General features: G+C 68.8%; 18 protein-coding genes. 13 read left to right on the forward strand and 5 right to left on the reverse strand.

Going from position 1 to position 18,156, the window contains the following annotated elements; genetic code table 11:
- Positions 1-28: 28 nt before the first annotated feature.
- From AOM45_RS26850 to AOM45_RS26860, 3 genes are read left to right on the forward strand one after another with little or no spacing between them, the layout of a single operon-like run.
- Positions 29-2,005, forward strand: a complete 1,977-nt coding sequence (locus AOM45_RS26850; protein ID WP_030472896.1) for a thioredoxin domain-containing protein — start codon at positions 29-31, stop codon at positions 2,003-2,005.
- A gap of 56 nt (positions 2,006-2,061) precedes the next feature.
- Positions 2,062-2,616, forward strand: coding sequence for an ATP-binding transcription factor AbmR (abmR, locus tag AOM45_RS26855; protein ID WP_030472897.1), 555 nt, complete (start codon positions 2,062-2,064; stop codon positions 2,614-2,616).
- Between the two features lie 38 nt (positions 2,617-2,654).
- Positions 2,655-3,836, forward strand: a complete 1,182-nt coding sequence (locus AOM45_RS26860) for a hypothetical protein (protein ID WP_156094373.1) — start codon at positions 2,655-2,657, stop codon at positions 3,834-3,836.
- An 18-nt stretch (positions 3,837-3,854) separates the two neighbouring features.
- On the opposite strand, the gene AOM45_RS26865 is transcribed toward AOM45_RS26860, so the two are convergent.
- Positions 3,855-4,757: a DMT family transporter gene (locus AOM45_RS26865; protein ID WP_081902716.1), complete on the reverse strand. Its 903-nt coding sequence runs from the start codon at positions 4,755-4,757 to the stop codon at positions 3,855-3,857.
- 47 nt (positions 4,758-4,804) lie between these two features.
- Between AOM45_RS26865 and pdxR the strand changes: the two genes are divergently transcribed.
- Positions 4,805-6,157, forward strand: a complete 1,353-nt coding sequence (gene pdxR / locus AOM45_RS26870; protein ID WP_030472900.1) for a MocR-like pyridoxine biosynthesis transcription factor PdxR — start codon at positions 4,805-4,807, stop codon at positions 6,155-6,157.
- Here pdxR and AOM45_RS53565 read toward each other — a convergent pair.
- Positions 6,154-6,285, reverse strand: a complete 132-nt coding sequence (locus AOM45_RS53565; RefSeq protein ID WP_269083664.1) for a hypothetical protein — start codon at positions 6,283-6,285, stop codon at positions 6,154-6,156. The genes pdxR and AOM45_RS53565 overlap by 4 nt on opposite strands.
- Positions 6,286-6,376: 91 nt before the next feature.
- Here AOM45_RS53565 and AOM45_RS26875 point away from each other — a divergent pair, with 91 nt between their 5' ends.
- The 6 genes from AOM45_RS26875 to AOM45_RS26900 all read left to right on the forward strand — a co-directional run bounded on the left by AOM45_RS26875 (position 6,377) and on the right by AOM45_RS26900 (position 12,693).
- Complete coding sequence (locus AOM45_RS26875) at positions 6,377-7,906, forward strand: ATP-dependent DNA ligase (protein WP_030472901.1); 1,530 nt, start codon at positions 6,377-6,379, stop codon at positions 7,904-7,906.
- A gap of 430 nt (positions 7,907-8,336) precedes the next feature.
- Positions 8,337-9,116 (forward strand): GNAT family N-acetyltransferase, encoded by a 780-nt coding sequence (locus AOM45_RS26880; protein ID WP_030472902.1) that lies wholly within the window; start codon positions 8,337-8,339, stop codon positions 9,114-9,116.
- 156 nt (positions 9,117-9,272) lie between these two features.
- On the forward strand, positions 9,273-9,458 hold the full coding sequence (locus AOM45_RS26885) for a DUF6210 family protein (protein ID WP_030472903.1): 186 nt from the start codon (positions 9,273-9,275) through the stop codon (positions 9,456-9,458).
- 72 nt (positions 9,459-9,530) lie between these two features.
- Positions 9,531-10,970, forward strand: a complete 1,440-nt coding sequence (locus AOM45_RS26890) for a GuaB1 family IMP dehydrogenase-related protein (protein WP_030472904.1) — start codon at positions 9,531-9,533, stop codon at positions 10,968-10,970.
- A gap of 2 nt (positions 10,971-10,972) precedes the next feature.
- Positions 10,973-11,926 (forward strand): ABC transporter ATP-binding protein, encoded by a 954-nt coding sequence (locus AOM45_RS26895; RefSeq protein ID WP_030472905.1) that lies wholly within the window; start codon positions 10,973-10,975, stop codon positions 11,924-11,926.
- On the forward strand, positions 11,923-12,693 hold the full coding sequence (locus AOM45_RS26900; RefSeq protein WP_030472906.1) for an ABC transporter permease: 771 nt from the start codon (positions 11,923-11,925) through the stop codon (positions 12,691-12,693). Before AOM45_RS26895 ends, AOM45_RS26900 begins: the two co-directional genes overlap by 4 nt.
- Before the next feature lie 47 nt (positions 12,694-12,740).
- Here the strand turns inward: AOM45_RS26900 and phoH2 are convergent, their stop codons facing one another.
- Both phoH2 and AOM45_RS26910 read right to left on the reverse strand, forming a co-directional pair.
- A complete protein-coding gene (gene phoH2, locus AOM45_RS26905) occupies positions 12,741-14,045 on the reverse strand; it encodes an RNA 5'-3' helicase PhoH2 (protein WP_372497498.1) in 1,305 nt (434 codons plus the stop codon).
- A 388-nt stretch (positions 14,046-14,433) separates the two neighbouring features.
- The gene (locus AOM45_RS26910; protein WP_030472908.1) at positions 14,434-15,684 is read right to left on the reverse strand and encodes a hypothetical protein; all 1,251 of its coding nucleotides are present in this window, start codon (positions 15,682-15,684) and stop codon (positions 14,434-14,436) included.
- Between the two features lie 228 nt (positions 15,685-15,912).
- Here AOM45_RS26910 and AOM45_RS26915 point away from each other — a divergent pair, with 228 nt between their 5' ends.
- Positions 15,913-16,179 (forward strand): hypothetical protein, encoded by a 267-nt coding sequence (locus AOM45_RS26915; RefSeq protein WP_236703838.1) that lies wholly within the window; start codon positions 15,913-15,915, stop codon positions 16,177-16,179.
- Between the two features lie 86 nt (positions 16,180-16,265).
- Entirely contained in the window at positions 16,266-16,532 is a 267-nt protein-coding gene (locus AOM45_RS26920) for a hypothetical protein (protein WP_030472909.1), read from the forward strand.
- Between the two features lie 65 nt (positions 16,533-16,597).
- On the opposite strand, the gene AOM45_RS26925 is transcribed toward AOM45_RS26920, so the two are convergent.
- Positions 16,598-17,380, reverse strand: coding sequence for an isoprenyl transferase (locus tag AOM45_RS26925; RefSeq protein ID WP_035913504.1), 783 nt, complete (start codon positions 17,378-17,380; stop codon positions 16,598-16,600).
- 78 nt (positions 17,381-17,458) lie between these two features.
- Between AOM45_RS26925 and trhA the strand changes: the two genes are divergently transcribed.
- Positions 17,459-18,130, forward strand: a complete 672-nt coding sequence (gene trhA / locus AOM45_RS26930; RefSeq protein WP_051784629.1) for a PAQR family membrane homeostasis protein TrhA — start codon at positions 17,459-17,461, stop codon at positions 18,128-18,130.
- Positions 18,131-18,156: the final 26 nt, after the last annotated feature.

The following is an 18,156-nucleotide window of genomic DNA, read 5'->3' on the forward strand; positions in this document are numbered from 1 at the left end:
GTTTCCGCAGGCGATTTAGGGTGGAGGCATGGCGAACCGACTCGCGGACGCGACCAGCCCGTACCTGCTGCAGCACGCTGAGAACCCGGTCGACTGGTGGCCGTGGGGCGAGGAGGCGTTCGCGGAGGCACGACGGCGCAACGTCCCGGTGCTGCTGTCCGTCGGCTACGCGGCCTGCCACTGGTGTCACGTGATGGCGCACGAGTCGTTCGAAGATCCTGCTGTCGCCGCGTTCGTGAACGAGCACTTCGTGTCCGTGAAGGTGGATCGCGAGGAACGTCCGGACGTCGACGCGGTGTACATGGAGGTCACGCAGGCCATGACTGGCCAGGGCGGATGGCCGATGACGGTGTTCCTGACGCCGGACGCGCGGCCGTTCCACGCGGGCACCTACTACCCGCCGTCGCCGCGGCCGGGCATGCCGTCGTTCACCCAGCTCGTCGAGGCCGTGACGGCGACGTGGGCCGAGCGCCCTGGCGAGATCCTGGAGTCGGCTTCCGCTGTGGTGGAGGAGATTTCCCGGCACACCGCGCCGCTGCCTCCATCCACTGTGGATGAAGAGGCGTTGTCCGGCGCGGTCGTGTCGTTGCTCGGCGAGTTCGACCGCCGCAACGGAGGATTCGGTGGCGCACCGAAGTTCCCGCCGTCGATGGTGGTCGAGTTCCTGCTGCGCCACCACGAACGCACGGGTTCGGTCGAGGCGATCTCGATGGCGACCGCGACGGCCGACGCGATGGCGAACGGCGGCATGTACGACCAGCTCAGCGGTGGTTTCGCGCGGTACAGCGTCGACGCGTCGTGGGTGGTGCCGCACTTCGAGAAGATGTTGTACGACAACGCTTTGCTGCTTCGCTTCTACACGCGTCTGACGCGCGTGACCGGTTCTGAGCGCTATGAACGGGTCGCGCGGGACACGGCTGGGTTCTTGCTGCGTGATCTGAGGACGGCGGAGGGCGGGTTCGCGGCGTCGTTGGACGCGGACACTCAGGGCGTCGAGGGTCTGACCTACGTGTGGTCGTTCGATGAGCTCGGGGATGCTGCCGCTGCGTTCGGGGTGACCTCCGAGCCGAACTTCGAGGACGGCAAGTCGACCTTGCGGTTCGTGTCGGAGCCGGGGGAGGACGTGCGGTCGGCGTTGCTGGCTGTTCGTGCCGCGCGCCCGCAGCCAGGCCGTGACGACAAGGTGGTCGCCGCGTGGAACGGCATGGCTATCGCGGCGCTGGCCGAAGCGGGCGCGTTCTTCGGTGAGCCCGCTTGGATCACGGCTGCCTCGGAGGCGGCGACGTTGCTGGCCTCGGTGCATCTGGTGGAGGGCAGGCTGCTGCGCACGTCTCGTGACGGTGTCGCGGGTCCGTCGTTCGGCGTGCTGGAGGACTACGGCTGCGTGGCCGACGGCCTGCTGGCGCTGCACCAGGTGACGGGCTCGATCCGCTGGCTCGACCTGGCGTGCGGCCTGTTGGACACCGCTCTCTCTCGTTTCGCCGTACCGGACTCGCCCGGCGCCTACTACGACACCGCCGACGACGCGGAGACGTTGGTGCGCCGCCCCGCCGACTCCACCGACAACGCGTCGCCGTCGGGTGCGTCTTCCCTGGCCGCGGCTTTGCTGACGGCTTCTCTGCTGTCCGGCGTTGATCGTTCTTCACGGTATTTCGAGGCTGCTTCGGCGGCCGTGACCCGCGCCGGTCTGCTGGCCGCACGGGCACCTCGTTTCGCCGGCCACTGGCTGACCGTCGCCGAAACCCTGGTCGCGGGCCCGTTGCAGGTGGCCGTAGTCGGCGCGGGCGACGACCCGCGCCGTGCGTCGCTGTGGGCGGCGGCGGTCGCGCATGTGCCAGGAGGCGGCGTCGTCGTGGCAGGAGAGCCCGCGTCCGCGCCGTTGCTGGAAGATCGCCCGTTGGTGGATGAGGCACCCGCCGCCTACGTGTGCCGCGGCTACGTGTGCGACAGGCCTGTTGTGTCGGTGGATGCGCTGGTCACTTCGCTGACGGCGAACACTCGGTAGCTGATTGCAGGCGTAACGTCGGTAACGACGTAATCATGTAATCAGGAGTGAGTGACATGGGACGAGGATGGCGAGGAAGAGGCGGCTGGCAGCAGGCTGACCTGCCGTCGGCCGACGACGCGGCGGCCTGGTTCACGGGCAGGCTGCCCGACGGCTGGTTCACGGGCGCGCCCGAGGTGATCGTGGACCGCGAGGAGATCACGGTCATCGGCACGCTGACGCCACTGGAAGGCGAGTTCGACGACGCCTCCCGCGCCGCGGCCGAGTCGGGCCGCATCTCCCGGTGGCGCGAGGAGACGCGCGACGAGCGCATCGAGATCGCCCGCCAGGCAGAGCACCGCTACGGCCGCAAGGTCGCCTGGGGGGCCTCCCTGGGCGGCACCCGAGAGCTGTTCACGCACCTGGCCGTGCCGGTGATGACGCGCCTGCGCCAGCCGGAACGCCAGGTGCTCGACACCCTGGTGGCCGCAGGCGTGGCCCGCTCCCGCGCGGACGCCCTGGCGTGGGCCGTGCGGCTGGTCGGGGAGCACGCCGACTCGTGGCTCGGTGAGCTGCGCGACGCGATGTCTCGGGTCGACGACCTGCGTTCGCAGGGCCCCGATCTCGGGTGATCGGTAACGCCTGAGCGTTCGGCCGCGAACCTCCGGCCGTGGGACTTCCAGACCTCGGCGCCGGTTCCCGTGTGCGGGACGTCGTCCGCACCGCGTTGCGCGACCGCGAGGCCGTGCTGCACGCGGTCGCGGACGACGAGCTCGCACCGGACCTCGCCGCCGCGTACCGGGAGTCCTACCGCTGGCGGGCGCGTCGTGAAGCACGCAAACGGCGGATCGACGCCACCACGGAAAGACTGATCAATTTTCTGTTCTACAGCGGGCTTCTTCTTCTGTTCGTTCTGCTCGCGAACAGGTCCTCTTCCGGCTGGCTCGCCGCGGTGTTCTACGTCGGCGGCTGGCTGACGGGCGTTCTGGCACTCCACGGGCTGAACGCCTTCCTCAGAAGGCTGCCGCTTGGTCTGCAGGTGTTCGTCTACGGGGTCGGCACAGCCGGCGTGGTCGGCGGCCTCTACCTGCTCTGGCGGGCGGCGGGCCCGGCGGACGCCTTGCTGGACACGATCGCGGCGGAGATGTGGCGCATCGCGGTGACCGGCTTCGCCCTGGTCCCGGTGACCCTGTTCGGCCTCATGGCCCCGACGCTGGGGCCGGCGAACTGGCTGCGGCGCCGGTCCGCCCTGCGCACGCAACCACGGCTCGCGCTCCTGACCGAGCTCTTCGCGCTGGCGCATGCGCTGAACAACCCCCGTGCGCTCGATGACCAGTCCCGTCTCCTGGGCCTGCTGGACAACGCGGCCGTCGTGCTCGAATCGCACTTCTGGAAACAGATCCAGCTCACGAACCCGTTGAGCCGCCACACCTGGCGGTCGAGATGCCGCCAGTGCGCCCAGCGGCTGCGCTCGTTCGACCTCTGGATCGTCCTGCCGCGCAGGGAAACCCGGACGGACCTGCAGGCGGAGATCGTCAACCTGATCCACGTGCTCGTGCGCGGCAGCCTCGACGAACTCCCCACCGCGCCGCCAGGCCCACGCCGCCTGGCCGTGCTCGGCAACGCCGTCCGCGGCCTCGTACTGGGCCTCATCCCGCTGGCGGCCGTGTTCGGAGCAAAGGTCGCCGGCCTCGACCTGAGCGGCCCGATGGGCGGCGCGTTCGTCGTCGCGGCAGTCGCCTGGTTCGTGCTGACCATGCTCACGACGTTCGACGGTCAGGCGACCGGACGCCTCTCCCTGCTGAAGGACGCCGCCGACGCGATGGCGTCCTTCCGGGGCGGCAAGCTCTGACAGGGAGCCTGACGGCCGTTACGGCACAACAACTCCCGCCGGAGTGTCAGACCCGCTCGCTATTGTTGATTTTGGGGGTACCCGGCCGGCGTCGTGTGTGTGGTGTGGTCCCCTGCGGAGCCCGATGACGCACCCGAGTGCGACCGTGGTGACGCCAACGACCGACACGAGCGTGAGTTCCTGCAGGCCCAGCAACACCGACGTCGCCAGCCCGGACACCGGCATCAGGCCGATGAGCACGCCCGCGCGGTCCGAGCCCAGCCGGTTCACGGCGAAGTACCAGAGCCCGAACGCGAGCGCGGTCACCACCACGGCCAGCAGCACGAGAGCGAAGGTCTGCCTGGTGTTCGGCACCTGCCAGCCGCCGACGAACGTGCCGACGACCGCGCCGATCACCGTCGCCAGCAGGCACGTCCACGTGGCCACGCCCAGCACGCCGAGGCGTCGCACCACTCCGACGGCGAACAGCGTGAAGCACACCTCACCGGCCATCGTGAGCAACGCGAGCACGAGGCCTGGACCGTGCCACGAACCGCCGCCCGACAACAGCACGATGCCCGCCGCCACCACCACAGCGCCCACAATGGCGGACACGGTCCGTTGGCGGGACAGCAGAGCCAGAGCAACGGGGGAGCCGCCCATGACCGCGGCCACGAAGCCCGGTTCCGCGTACTGCTGAGCGGCGATGAGCAGAGCGTTGAAGCCGAGCATGCCCGACGCGACCACGCCCAGGAGTGGTGGGATGTCGCGCCACGACGGCATGGGCAGGCGGCGCGCTACCAGCAACAACACGGCTGCGCCCAGCGCGTAACGCATGGCCTGGCCGGTCAGGACCGGGTAGCCCTCCAGCATGCCCGTGACCGGAACTGACGCGCCGACGATCGATGCCGCTGTCGCTCCCGCGGCCACCCCGATTTTCATGCCACCAAGCCTTGCGCTGAACTGGTCCAGGTTTAAGCTCCACTTCAATGAGCACGAACTGGACCACTTTTCGCGAGCTGCTGTTGCCGGGGCACCAGCGGCGTCGCGGGGTGGAGGTCGAACTTCGCAGGGCCATCCGGGACGGGCGGCTCGTGCCGGGGACGCGGCTGCCGTCCAGCCGTGATCTGGCCGCCCAGCTCGGCGTCGCGCGCGGGACGGTGACGTCGGCGTACACGCAGCTCGTCGCGGAGGGCTACCTCACCACCAGGCGCGGCTCGGGGACGACGGTCGCGAGTCTCGGGCCCGCCGGCGCGTCCGGTGTGCCGGAGCCGCCGCAGCGGTGGCGGTTCAACCTGCGGCCCGGACTGCCCGCGCTGGGCGCGTTTCCCCGTGCCGAATGGGTTGCGGCTCATCGCGCCGCGCTCGCCGAGCTGCCCGACGACGACCTCGCCTACCCCGATCCGGCCGGATTCGTGGGACTGCGCAAGGAGATCGTCGACTACCTGGCGCGGGTTCGCGCGGTCGTGGCACGGGACGCGGTGATCACCAACGGCGCGGCGGACGGCTTGCAGCTCACCGCGCGGGTCCTGAACGGCAGCATCGCGATCGAGGAGCCGAGCCACTTCGGCGGCGAGCACATGTTGCAGTCGCACGGGCTGACCACAGTGCCGGTTCCCGTGGACGACAAGGGGATCCGCGTCGATCTTCTGTCCAAAACGGACTGTCGCGCCGTCCTCGTGACGGCGGCGCACCAGTTCCCGCTGGGCGTCGTGCTGCACCCGGAACGACGGCGCGCGCTCGTGGAGTGGGCGCGCGAGCGTGATGGGTTGATCATCGAGGACGACTACGACGCCGAGCACCGCTACGACAGGCCGGCCCTGGGAGCGTTGCAGGCGCTGGCTCCAGAGCACGTGGTGTACCAGGGCACGACGAGCAAAGTTCTGGCGCCCGCGCTCAGGCTCGGATGGCTGGTGGTGCCCGAACGTCTGCGCGAGGGCATCGTGAAACGCAAGCAGTACAACGACATGGGGACCGGCACGATCCCTCAGGCCGCGTTCGCGCACATGTTGCGGACGGGTGGCTATGACCGGCATCTGCGCCGTACGCGCGCGCTCTACCGGAAGAGGCGGGACGCGTTGTTGGAAGCCGTTGCGGAACATCTGCCCGCATGGCAGTCCATCGGCGTTGCGGCCGGTCTGCACGTGGTGTTGCGCATGCCTGACGGGACGGACGACCTCGCGCTGAAGAGCAGGCTTGAGGAGCGTGGGGTGCACGTCTGGGCGTTGGCGCAGTACACGCGCACGCCAACATGGCCCGGTTTGGTGCTGGGGTACGCGTCGCTCACGCCCGACCGCCTGCGGGAGGCGGTCAGGGAGATCGCGAAGGTCGCCGTGGCCTAGAGGATGTGCTCGCGCGCGGAGCTCGTGTCGACGCTCATGATGTGCTCCCGGTCGCTGGTGCCGGGCCCCGCGAGTGCCGCGACGGCGGCGAACAGCAGAGCGGCAGCAACGATCTTGAAAGCACGCATGGTCCGGCAAACCCCCAGGTAGAACGGTCGTCGCGGTCAGCCTAACCCGAGCCTCGAGAAATTGTCAGTGCTCGGGTGCACCATGAGACCCGTGCTCCTCTCCGAAGTAGTCGACACGTCGGCCGCCGTGGCGGCGACCCGGTCGCGCCTTGCCAAGGTCAAGGCGTTGTCGGCGTTGCTGCGCTCGGCGTCGGCCGACGTCGTGATCGCGGTGGTGTCCTTCCTCATAGGCACGCCGCAGCAGGGTCGCATCGGCGCGGGCTGGCGCACGGTGTTCGACCTGTCCGTGCCTCCGGCCGTCGCGGCCGGGCTCACGGTCGAGGAGGTCGACGCCGCGCTCGCCGAGGTGGCGACCACGTCCGGCAAGGGCTCGGCGCAGCGCCGGGTCGACCTGTTGGTGGCGCTGTTCGGCCGTGCCACGGAGGCAGAGCAGGACTTCTTACGCAGGCTGCTCACGGGCGAACTGCGCCAAGGTGCACTCGAAGGGGTGATGCTGGACGCGATCGCCTCGGCCGCGGACGTGCCGGGGGAGGTGGTGCGGCGGGCGTTCATGCTGTCGGGCCGCTTACCTGAGACGGCCGTGGCCGCGCTCGACGGCGGTGCGGCGGCGCTGGAGGCGTTCCGGCTGGAGGTCGGCCGGCCGCTGCGCCCCATGCTGGCCTCGCCCGCCGAGTCGCTGGACGAGGCGCTGGACGAGCTCGGCAGCTGCGTGGTCGAACACAAGCTCGACGGCGCGCGCATCCAGGTCCACCGCTCCGGCGACGAGGTCCACGTCTACACCCGCACGTTGCGCGAGATCACCAAGACGGTGTCCGAGCTGGTCGAGCTCGTGCGCGGGCTGCCGTGCGCGTCGGTGGTGCTCGACGGCGAGACCCTGGCGCTGACCGACGAGGGGAGACCGCGCCCGTTCCAGGAGACGATGAGCCGTTTCGGAGCGCAGGACGAGCGCGAGCTCCTGCTGCACCCGTACTTCTTCGACTGCCTGCACCTCGACGGCAAGGACCTGCTCGACGAACCGTTGCGCGACCGCCTCGCCGCACTGCGGCAGGCGGCGGGCGAACACGTCATCCCCGGTGTGCTGGACCCGTCACCGGAGGAGGCCGCGGAGGTGGTCACGGCGGCGCTGTCCGCAGGCCACGAGGGCGTGATGGTGAAGTCCCTGGCCTCGCCCTACGCGGCGGGCAGACGCGGCAGGGCCTGGCAGAAGGTGAAGCCTGTGCACACGCTCGACCTGGTGGTGCTCGGCGTCGAGTGGGGCAGCGGCCGCCGCCGCGGCTGGCTGTCGAACCTGCACCTCGGCGCCCGCGACCCGGACGGCGGCCCGCCGGTGATGGTCGGCAAGACCTTCAAGGGCCTCACCGACGAGCTGCTCAAGTGGCAGACCACGGCGTTGCAGGAGATCGCCACCGAGCAGAACGACTGGGTGGTCAAGGTCCGCCCGGAACTGGTGATCGAGATCGAACTCGACGGCGTCCAGGTCTCGCCGCGCTATCCCGGCGGCGTAGCGCTGCGGTTCGCCCGTGTCGTGCGCTACCGCCCGGACAAGGATCCGTCGGAGGCCACAACGATCGAGGAGGTGAGGGCACTTCTTCCTGCGGCACAAGTGAATCCCGAGAGCTGACCGGCCAGAGGCGCCACCGTTGCGGTGGCCAGTCCTGCCTGGGTGCGTCAGGTGCGGAACGTGCGGCCGACGGCGTGTCAGCGAATCCGTTGCGGCCCGTGCCGGTCGTCGATTCCGCTGCCGTGACGCGTGCCGACTGACGGGTGGCGGTGCCCGCGGGTGGTGGCACGCCAGTGCCGGAAACCTGTGTGGTGCTGCCGGGTTGCTTCGTGTGGTCGCGGGCGCGGCCTTGATCGCGATCGCGTGGGTCGCGCTGGCCGGCGAACCCACCTGAGTGGTCAGCGGATGCGTTGTGGCCCGTGCCGGTCGCCGATCCCGCTACCGCGTCGCGTGCCGACCGACGAATAGCCGCACCGCCCGTGGTGGAGGCGGCGCGCCAACGCGGAAAATCGCGTGCGGCCCACCGACACCCGGCAATAGCGTCGGGCCAGTGACCGATGCTGCCGCGCTGCTCCGCGCGTTCGACGACCAGTCCCGCCCCGCCGAGTGGACGGTCCTGGACCCAGGTGCCACCGTCCACCGCGACGGTCCTGTCTTCCGCGTGAGCTGGCCGCGCCGCAGCGGCTTCGTCGGGGGCCCGCCCGACCTGGGCGTCAGCGGTGCCGGGCTCGACGAGCTCATCGCCCGCCAACGCGACTTCTTCGCCGAGCGTGGCCAGGGCGTCGAGTGGAAGACGTGGGGTCACGACACCCCTGCTGACCTGCCCGAACGCCTGCTCGCAGCCGGCTTCGAGTCCGATGGCCGGGAAACCGTGCTCATCGGCCTCGCCGAGGAGATGACCACGCCGGTCGAGCTCGACGGCATCGTCTTGCGGGAGGTCGCGGACGAGGCCGACGTGCACCGCCTCGCCGCCACGGCCACCAAGGTGTTCGGCAGGAAGCACGACTGGCTCGTCGACCGCCTGATCGAGAAGAAGGACGACCCGAACGTCGTCGCGGTGATCGCGGAAGCCGATGGTCAGGTCGTCTCGTCCTCGCGCATCGAGATCGTGCCCGGCACGGAGTTCGCCGGCCTGTGGGGCGGCGGCACACTCCGCGAGTGGCGCGGCAAGGGCATCTACCGCGCGCTCGTCGCCCATCGTGCGCGAATGGCCGTGCAGCGCGGCATCAAGTACCTCCAGGTCGACGCGTCCGAGGACAGTCGGCCGATCCTGGAGCGGCTCGGGTTCGTGCCGGTCACCACGACCACGGGCTACGTCTGGAAACCATGATCTCGAGTTGTCCACAGGTCGTGGTCGTTCGACCTGCGGAAACACCGTGCTGGCTAAGCTGTGGACAGCCGGGAACTCAAACGGCTTTCCCTTCGTTCCGCAAGGTGAGGAAGCGCGGGGGGCGGGCTCGGACGGCGACTACGAGTCCGGGACGGGGTGCAGGGCTACCTCGTGCGCGTCTTCGACTACGCTGTGGACGACGATCCTGCGCCACCGTGGCAACTCGCCGAGCCCGTGCCGCTGGTCCTCGACGAGAGCAGGATCGACCAGTTCGACGAGGCGTGGCTGCCGGTCCTCACGCCGGACGGTCCGGACGTGTCGTGGTGGTCCAGCTCCGACTGACCGCCGGGGAGACGAGCGAGCAAGGCCGAGGTCGCATGCCCAAGTGAGACGCACCGGGTATCGTGGAAGCACGTGCGGTTCATCGAAGGGCATCGACCCTCTTACGACCTGACCTACGACGACGTGTTCCTCGTTCCCGGCCGCAGTGCCGTGGAGTCGCGGTTCGGCGTCGACCTCTCCACTTCGGACGGCACCGGGGCCACGATCCCGATCGTCGTCGCGAACATGACGGCTGTCGCCGGGCGGCGCATGGCCGAGACCATCGCTCGGCGCGGCGGGCTCGTCGTCATCCCGCAGGACGTGCCCACCGAGGCGGTGGCGGAGATCATCGCGTGGGTCAAGGAGCGGCATCCCGTCTGGGACACGCCGCTGACGCTCACCACGGGCGATGCGGTGGCGGACGCGTGGAACCTGCTGCACAAGCGGGCGCACGGCGCAGTGATCGTCGTGGATGACGGCAACAGGCCCATCGGGGTCGTCGACGAGGCTGCGCTCACGGGCGTCGACCGGTTCGCGCGCCTCGGGGACGTGATGAACACCGACGTGCTGAAGCTGCCGCTCGCCACGAAGCCGCAGGACGTCTTCGACCAGCTGCACCACAGTGCGTACAAGATCGCGCTCGGCATCGACGACGAGCAGCGGCTCAGCGGTGTGCTGACCGAGCTGACGGCGTTGCGGGCGGAGGTCTACCGGCCCGCCACCGACGACGCCGGCAAGCTGCGGATCGCGGCCGCGGTCGGGGTCAACGGCGATGTGCGGGCCAAGGCCGAGGCGCTGGTCAAGGCCGGTGTGGACGTTCTCGTCGTGGACACCGCGCACGGGCACCAGGAGAAGATGCTCACCGCGCTCCGGGCCGTGAAGGACGCCAACCCCGGCGTGCCGGTCGCGGCGGGCAACGTCGTCACGGCCGAAGGTGTGCGGGATCTGGTCGAGGCCGGCGCGGACATCATCAAGGTCGGTGTCGGGCCGGGCGCGATGTGCACCACGCGGATGATGACGGGTGTGGGGCGGCCTCAGTTCAGCGCGGTCGCGGAGTGCGCGGCCGAGGCGCGGAAGCTCGGCAAGCACGTCTGGGCCGACGGCGGTGTGCGGCATCCGCGGGACGTCGCGTTGGCGCTCGCGGCCGGGGCCAGCAGCGTCATGGTCGGCAGCTGGTTCGCCGGCACCTACGAGTCGCCCGGTGACCTGCAGCGCGACGAGCGGGGAAACCTCTACAAAGAATCCTTCGGAATGGCGTCGAAGCGTGCCGTGACCGCGCGGACGCGCAGTGACAACGCGTTCGACCGGGCCAAGAAGGGGCTGTTCGAAGAGGGCATCTCCACGTCGAAAATGCGCTTGGACCCGGTGCGTCCGAGCGTGGAGGATCTGCTGGACGCGATAACCTCCGGCGTCCGCTCGGCCTGCACGTATGCCGGCGCGACCTCGTTGGAGGAATTCCACTCCAGGGCTGTTCTCGGCATCCAGTCGGCGGCTGGGTTCGCGGAAGGCAGGCCTTTGCCAGGGGGATGGTGAGAATGGACGAAGCGGTCGAGGTAAGAGACCTCCGCAAAGTCTATAGAACAGGACAAAAACCTGCGGTGGACGGGCTGAGCTTCACCGTCCGCCGCGGTGAGGTCTTCGGTCTGCTCGGTCCCAACGGGGCCGGCAAGACGACCACCGTCGGCGTGCTCACCACGCGCGTCCGCCCCACCGCGGGGCAGGCGTTCGTCGAGGGCGTCGACGTGGTCGCGGACTCCAAGCGCGCACGGCAGTTGCTCGCCGTCGTGCCGCAGCGCAACAACCTCGACCGCTCGCTCAACGCGCGGCAGAACCTGCTGTTCCACGCGGCCTACCACGGCATCGGGCCGCGGGAACGCCAGGAGCTCGCCGACGACATCCTCGAGCGGATGGGTCTCAAGGACCACCAGAACGCGCTCGTGGACACGTTGTCCGGCGGTCAGGCGCAACGGCTGATGATCGCCCGCGCGCTGATGCACCGGCCCAAGGTGCTGTTCCTCGACGAACCGAGCACCGGACTCGACCCGCAGGCCAGGCTCTTCGTCCACGAACGCGTCGCCGCACTGCACGCGGAGGGCGTCACGGTCGTGCTCACCACGCACGACATGGACGAGGCCGCCAAGCTCTGCGACCGCGTCGGCATCGTCGACCACGGCAAGCTGCTCACGCTCGACACACCGGAAGAGCTCACCAGGAGCCTGCCCGGCAGCAACACCGTCAGCGTCACGGTGAGCCCCAACGGCCACGAGCCCGCGAAGACCACCAAGGCGTTGTCCGAAGTGGACGGTGTGCAGCGGGTCGAGGAAGTGAACAACATGTTCCGCGTCTACACCGACGTCGACACCGCGATCACGTTGCCCGCGGTGCTGAACGTGCTGCGGGACCTCGACGTCGTCGTCAGCGACGTCGCGATCGGCAAGCCCAGCCTCGAAGACGTCTTCATCCACCTGACCGGCAGGGAGCTGCGGTGAGCCAGATCAGGACGTTCCAGGCGATCCTGTGGCGCGACGTCTTCGTCACGGGCCGCGAGCTGCCGAGCTTCCTCGCGCAGGTGATCATCCAGCCGTTCTTCATCCTGTTCATCTTCGCGAAGGTCCTGGGGGACATCGGGTACGTCCAGAACGACTTCGCCCAGGTGCTGCTGCCCGGCATCATCGCGATGAACGGTTTCCTGGGCGCGTTGCAGAACACCACGCTGCCGCTGGTGCTGGACTTCTCCTGGACGCGGGAGATCGAGGACCGGCTCCTCGCGCCGATCTCAATCCCGCTCGTGGCCGTGGAGAAGATCGTGTTCGGCGCGATCCGCGGGTTCTTCGCGGCCGTTCTGATGGTGCCGGTCGGGTTCGTGATGCTCGACGTTTCCTGGGCCTGGTCGGGGATTCCCGGCGCACTCGTCGTGATCATCCTGGGTTGTCTGGCCGGTGGCGCGGTCGGTCTGGTCATCGGCACGTCGGTGCCCGCACGCCGGGTCAACGTCATGTTCGCGGTGATCCTGACGCCGTTGCTGTTCACGGGTTCCTCGCAGTTCCCGTGGCGGTCGCTGAGCGACGATCTGCTGTGGTTCAAGGTGATCTGCGCGCTCAACCCGTTGACGTACGTGAGCGAGGGCATGCGCGCGGAGCTGGTGCCGAACGTGCCGCACATCCCGTTGCCGATCGTGCTGCTCGTGCTCGTCGTCGCGATCGCGGGCTTCGGCGGGCTCGGTCTGCGCGGCTTCATGAAACGAGCCCTGGACTAGAAGAACGGCCCCGCGCAACGCGCGGGGCCGTTCCACTCAGGACACCGCTAGGAGGCGTAGTCCTCCAGCATCTCCGTGACGAGAGCCGCGATCGGCGAACGCTCCGAGCGGGTCAGCGTGACGTGAGCGAAGAGCGGGTGGCCCTTCAGCTTCTCGATCACCGCCGCCACGCCGTCGTGCCGGCCCACCCGCAGGTTGTCGCGCTGCGCCACGTCGTGCGTCAGCACCACCCGCGAGTTGCTGCCCAGGCGGGACAGCACGGTCAGCAACACGTTGCGCTCCAACGACTGCGCCTCGTCGACGATCACGAAGGAGTCGTGCAGCGAGCGGCCGCGGATGTGGGTGAGGGGCAGGACCTCGAGCATGCCCCTGTCCAGCACCTCCTCCAGCACCGCCTGGCTCACCAGCGCGCCGAGCGTGTCGAACACGGCCTGCGCCCACGGCCCCATCTTCTCGTTCTCGCTGCCAGGCAGGTAACCGAGCTCCTGGCCACCGACCGCGTACAACGGCCGGAACACCACGACCTTGCGGTGCTGCCTGCGTTCCATCACCGCTTCGAGGCCGGCGCACAGCGCCAGCGCCGACTTGCCGGTGCCCGCACGTCCGCCCAGCGAGACGATGCCGACATCGGCGTCGAGCAGCAGGTCCAGCGCGATCCGCTGCTCAGCGGACCTTCCGTGCAGTCCGAACGCCTCCCGATCTCCGCGCACCAGCCTGATCTGCTTGTCCGCGGTAACCCGGCCCAGAGCGCTCGAGGTGCCCGCCAGCATCCGGAGTCCGGTGTGGCAGGGCAGTTCCGCGATGTGCTCCAGGTCCTCGTACTGGGTCGGGTCGACGACGTTCTCCTTGAACAGGCTGTCTATCAACGACTGCGGAACGTCCAGATCGGACATTCCCGTCCAGCCCGACAGGGTCACGTCGTGCGCCCGGTACTCCTCCGCCTGCAGGCCGACCGATCCGGCCTTGACCCGCAGCGGCATGTCCTTGGTCACCAGAGTGACGTTTCGCCCCTCAGCAGCGAGGTTGAGAGAGCAGGCGAGGATCCGGGCGTCGTTGGAGTCCGTTCGGAAACCTGATGGCAACACCTCCGGGTCGGAGTGGTTGAGCTCGACGTGCAAGGTGCCTCCCAGATCCCCGATGGGGATCGGCGAATCGAGGCGACCATGCCGCAAGCGCAGGTCGTCGAGCAGACGCAGGGCTTCCCTCGCGAACCAGCCCAGTTCGGGGTGGTGGCGCTTGCCCTCCAGCTCGCTGATCACCACGAGCGGCAGCACGACCTCGTGCTCCGCGAACCGGGTGGCGGCGAGTGGGTCGGACAGCAGTACCGACGTGTCCAGCACATATGTCGTGATGGCTGGGGCGGCGGACTTGCGCCTGGAGGAAGAACTGCGCGATGAGCCTGAGGAACGGCTCGCGGGACGTCGTGCGTTCACGGCAACTCCCTCACGAACGCGGCACCCGCGTCCGCTCCTCGCTGGGCCAGGCACCACCCTGATCGGTCGTCTCGCCTTCCGCCGGTACGGCGTCAGGCAGGTCGACCACGAGGGCCGGGTGCCGGCCCCCTCGCGACGTTGTCTGCCACGATCAGAGCCTCCCTGCGCGGTCCGCAGTGGTCGCGTCCCGCCGCTTTCGAAGTTACCTGCGGAAGTACCTCGTCGGCACGAAGCCACACAGGTGAATCCGGATTTGTCATCTGCCCGAAAACAACCCGCAACGTGAGCGCAGACGTGTTTTCGCTGGTCAGATGCTGTTTTCGTGGGTGTTGCGGGCGAGCCACGACAAGCCGTCCCTCACCTGGGATTCGAGCGATTTCGGCACGAGAGGCTCGTCGAGAAGCCTCAGGTACCGGGAATCGAGCGACTCGCCGGGTGCGCGGACGTCGAGCCAGGCCCTCACCAGGCGCACACCTTCGACGTAAGTGGTGGTGTACGCGCGCCACAACGGGTCTGCCAGAAAGCGAACCATCTGCCGTGCGCGGCGCTCCGGCACTAGCAGCCACCTGCGCAGATGCGCAACCACGTCATCCTGATCCGCACCCCGATCGTGTAGCAGCAGGGCGGCGTCCTGCCGCACCGTGAGCAGCCCGGATGCCGCTGATTCGACCTTTTCGGACAGTTCGCCGTCCATTCGCAACCCCAGGTCGCGGAAGATCTGCTCCGCCCAGACGCCCCAGCCCGGCCCCACCGCGGCGTGCAGGCCGAGGTCCGCCATGCCCTCGGCCATCAGGCACTGGGGCGTGTTGATCAGGAAGATCGACTGCTCGGCGTGGCCGCGCTTGGCGACCAGGCCCGCGTCCTTGCGGCAGTGCTCGGTGTGGTGGCCCGGATAGGACTCGTGCGCGACCAGGTGCGGCAGGTTCGACATGCGGTGGCCGAGGTCGGCGTTGATCGCGACGCGGCTGCGGTAGGCGCCGAGGTAGTAGTTGAAGCCGCTCCACGGCTTGTTCGTGACGACCTGGTACTCCACGATCTCCTGCTCGGGCAGTGCGTACTTCTGCCGCACCCGGTCCCGCAGAGCGCTCGACAGGGCCTGCACGACGCCCTGGAGCCTGCGTGCGGGCACCTCGTCGGCCGCGCGGAAGGCGTGGAGGCGTTCGGTGAGCGAGCCCGGACCCTCGAGCACCGCGTCGATGTTGCGGTGGGCCTGCGCGTACGCGTCCTCGTCACCGGGGCGGATGCGGACCTGGAAGTACTGCTCGACCTCGTCGATGAACGTGACGCGTTCGCCGGCGAGCTTGCGCGCGGTGCACTCCAGCGCGCGCAGGTGTGCGTCGAGGAACTGTTTGCGCTGGTCGGCGAGGTCGCTGCCGGGAAGTTCCTTGCGGAGCAGCCGCGCGTGGTCCGAGAGCGCGCGCGGGTGCAGGCGCGGTTCGTTGTCGACGGCGCGGCTCAGCGCGGGGTCGCCCGTGAACGAGTCGACGAACCCGTGCACCAGGCGCCCGAGCCGCAGCCCCAGCACCAGGTATCCGCGCACCAGCTCGTTGGAGTCCATGAGTCGGAGAGCGTAGAGCGTCTACCACAGCGTCTTACTCGCGACCGAATCGTGAATGGACGACCACCTGATTGGGGAATGTTGTTGATCTTGGGGTCACACAATGGGGTCATGCGGGCCGCCAATTGAGTTCTGCACCGATAGCGTCTCCGCCCGGAGACCCCAGCCTCCGGAGATCCCCGAAGACTCCGGAAATGACGGGGATGACCCGACATGAAGGAGAATGACGTGAAGAAGGCTTGTGCCGCGGTTGCGGCCGCTGCTGCGCTGTCGCTCGCGTTCGCCCCGGCCGCCATGGCGGGCGAGGGCCACCACGGCCACGGTGGACACCACTGGAAGAACGGCCCGCTGCTGGTCCTGCTGAACGGCAACAACCTCAACGGCACGATCGGTGCCTGCGGCAACAACGTCGGTGTCCTGGGTGGCGCCGTGCCGATCAACTCGCCGTCGATCACCGAGACCTGCGCCGCCGGCGGCATCGTCGACGAGGGCTGATCTCCTCTTTTGTTCTGCGTCTGGGGGCGTCATTTCTGGCGCCCCCAGATGTTTTTCACCGCAATATCCCGTTTAAGGAGAAAATCGTGCTGAAGAAGGCAGGTGCCGCTCTCGGCGCGGCCGCGGCGTTCCTCGCTGTTGGTTCCCCCGCGATGGCCGTTCAGGGCCACCACTGGGAGAACGCGCCGCTGCTGGTCGTCGGCAACGCCAACAACCTCAACGGTGTTGTGGGCGCGTGCGGCAACAACGTCGCGGTGCTCGGTGGCGCGGTTCCGGTGAACTCGCCCTCCATCACCGAGACCTGCGCCGCCGGCGGCATCGAGGACGGCGACGACTGGGGCTACGACGACTGATCTCGTCGTCACGCTCGAAGGGGCGCTCACCTCGCGGTGAGCGCCCCTTTTCGCTGTCCGGGGGACTAGCTGCCGTACCTGCGGTGGCGCTTGGCGTACTCGCGCAGGGCCCGCAGGAAGTCCGTGCGCCGGAAGCCGGGCCAGTAGGCCTCGCAGAACCAGAACTCCGAGTGCGCCGACTGCCAGAGCATGAAGCCGGAGAGCCGCTGCTCGCCGGACGTGCGGATGATCAGGTCGGGATCTGGCTGGCCGGACGTGTAGAGGTGCTCCGCGATGTGGTCGACGTCGAGCACCTCGGCCAGCTCCTCGATGGTGCCACCGCTCTCGGCGTGCGCCTGCAGGAGCTTCCTGACGGCGTCCGCGATCTCCTGCCTGCCGCCGTACGCGACGGCGACGTTGACCTGGATGCCGGTGCGGTCCTTGGTTTTGCTGGCGGCGTTGGTGAGACGTTCCGCGTGCTCCGCGGGGAGCATGTCGATGGCGCCGACGTGCCTGACTCGCCACGGCTTGCCGTCCTCGGCGAGCTCGTCGGTGATGTCCGCGATGATGTCCAGCAGCGGGGCCAGTTCTTCGATGTCGCGGTTGAGGTTGTCGGTGCTCAGCATCCAGAGCGTGACGACCTCCACTTTGGCGTCACCGCACCAGTCGAGCAGCTCGAGAATCTTCCGCGCGCCGGCCCGGTGCCCGTGCGCGACGTCGGTGAACCCGGCTTCCCTCGCCCACCTGCGGTTGCCGTCGAGGACCACGCCGACGTGCTTCGGCACCTGCGTGTTCTCGCTCAGCTCGCGACGGAGAATCCACTCGTAGAAGTGGATAGCGACGTCTTTCACACGGGTGCGGAGTGCCACGTCCGAACAGCGTACGCCGTGCAAGCTTCATCACTGAGCAGCGGTCCCGAAACCTACGGTCGCGTAACCTAGGTTCCCGTGACCACTGCGACCATTCCTCCACAGCCCGGACTGCGGCCGCGCCTTCGTGGGTGGCTGCACCTCTGGTCGTTCATCACCTCCGTGGCGACCGGCGCGACACTGATCGCTCTGGCAGCGTCCACAGTGTCAGCGCGCGCCGCTCTGGCCACTTCGGTCTACGGCCTGACGGTCCTGGGCCTGTTCGGCGTCTCGGCGCTCTACCACCGCGTCACGTGGAAGTCCAACCGCGTGCGCACGTGGATGAAGCGCCTGGACCACTCGATGATCTTCGTGTTCATCGCGGGCACCTACACCCCGTTCGCCTTGCTGGCGATGGATCCGGGAACCGGGAGCACGGTGCTCTGGGTCGTCTGGATCGGCGCGCTGGCAGGCGTGACGCTGAAGCTGGCGTGGCCGCACGCGCCGCGGTGGCTCGGGGTGCCGATCTACATCGCTCTCGGGTGGGTCGCGGTCTTCGTGCTGCCTGAGCTGTTGCACCACGCCGGGGTCGCCGCGCTGGTGTTGCTGCTGGTCGGCGGGGCGCTCTACACGGTCGGCGCGGTGTTCTACGCGACCCGGTGGCCGAACCCGTGGCCGCAGGTGTTCGGGTACCACGAGTTCTTCCACGCCGCGACGGTGGTGGCGGCGATCTGCCACTACATCGCCATCTGGCTCGCGATGTACTCCTGACCTGGTCCGCATGACACGCGTGAGAT

The organism is Lentzea aerocolonigenes (assembly GCF_000974445.1).
Classification (GTDB): Bacteria; Actinomycetota; Actinomycetes; order Mycobacteriales; family Pseudonocardiaceae; genus Lentzea; species Lentzea aerocolonigenes.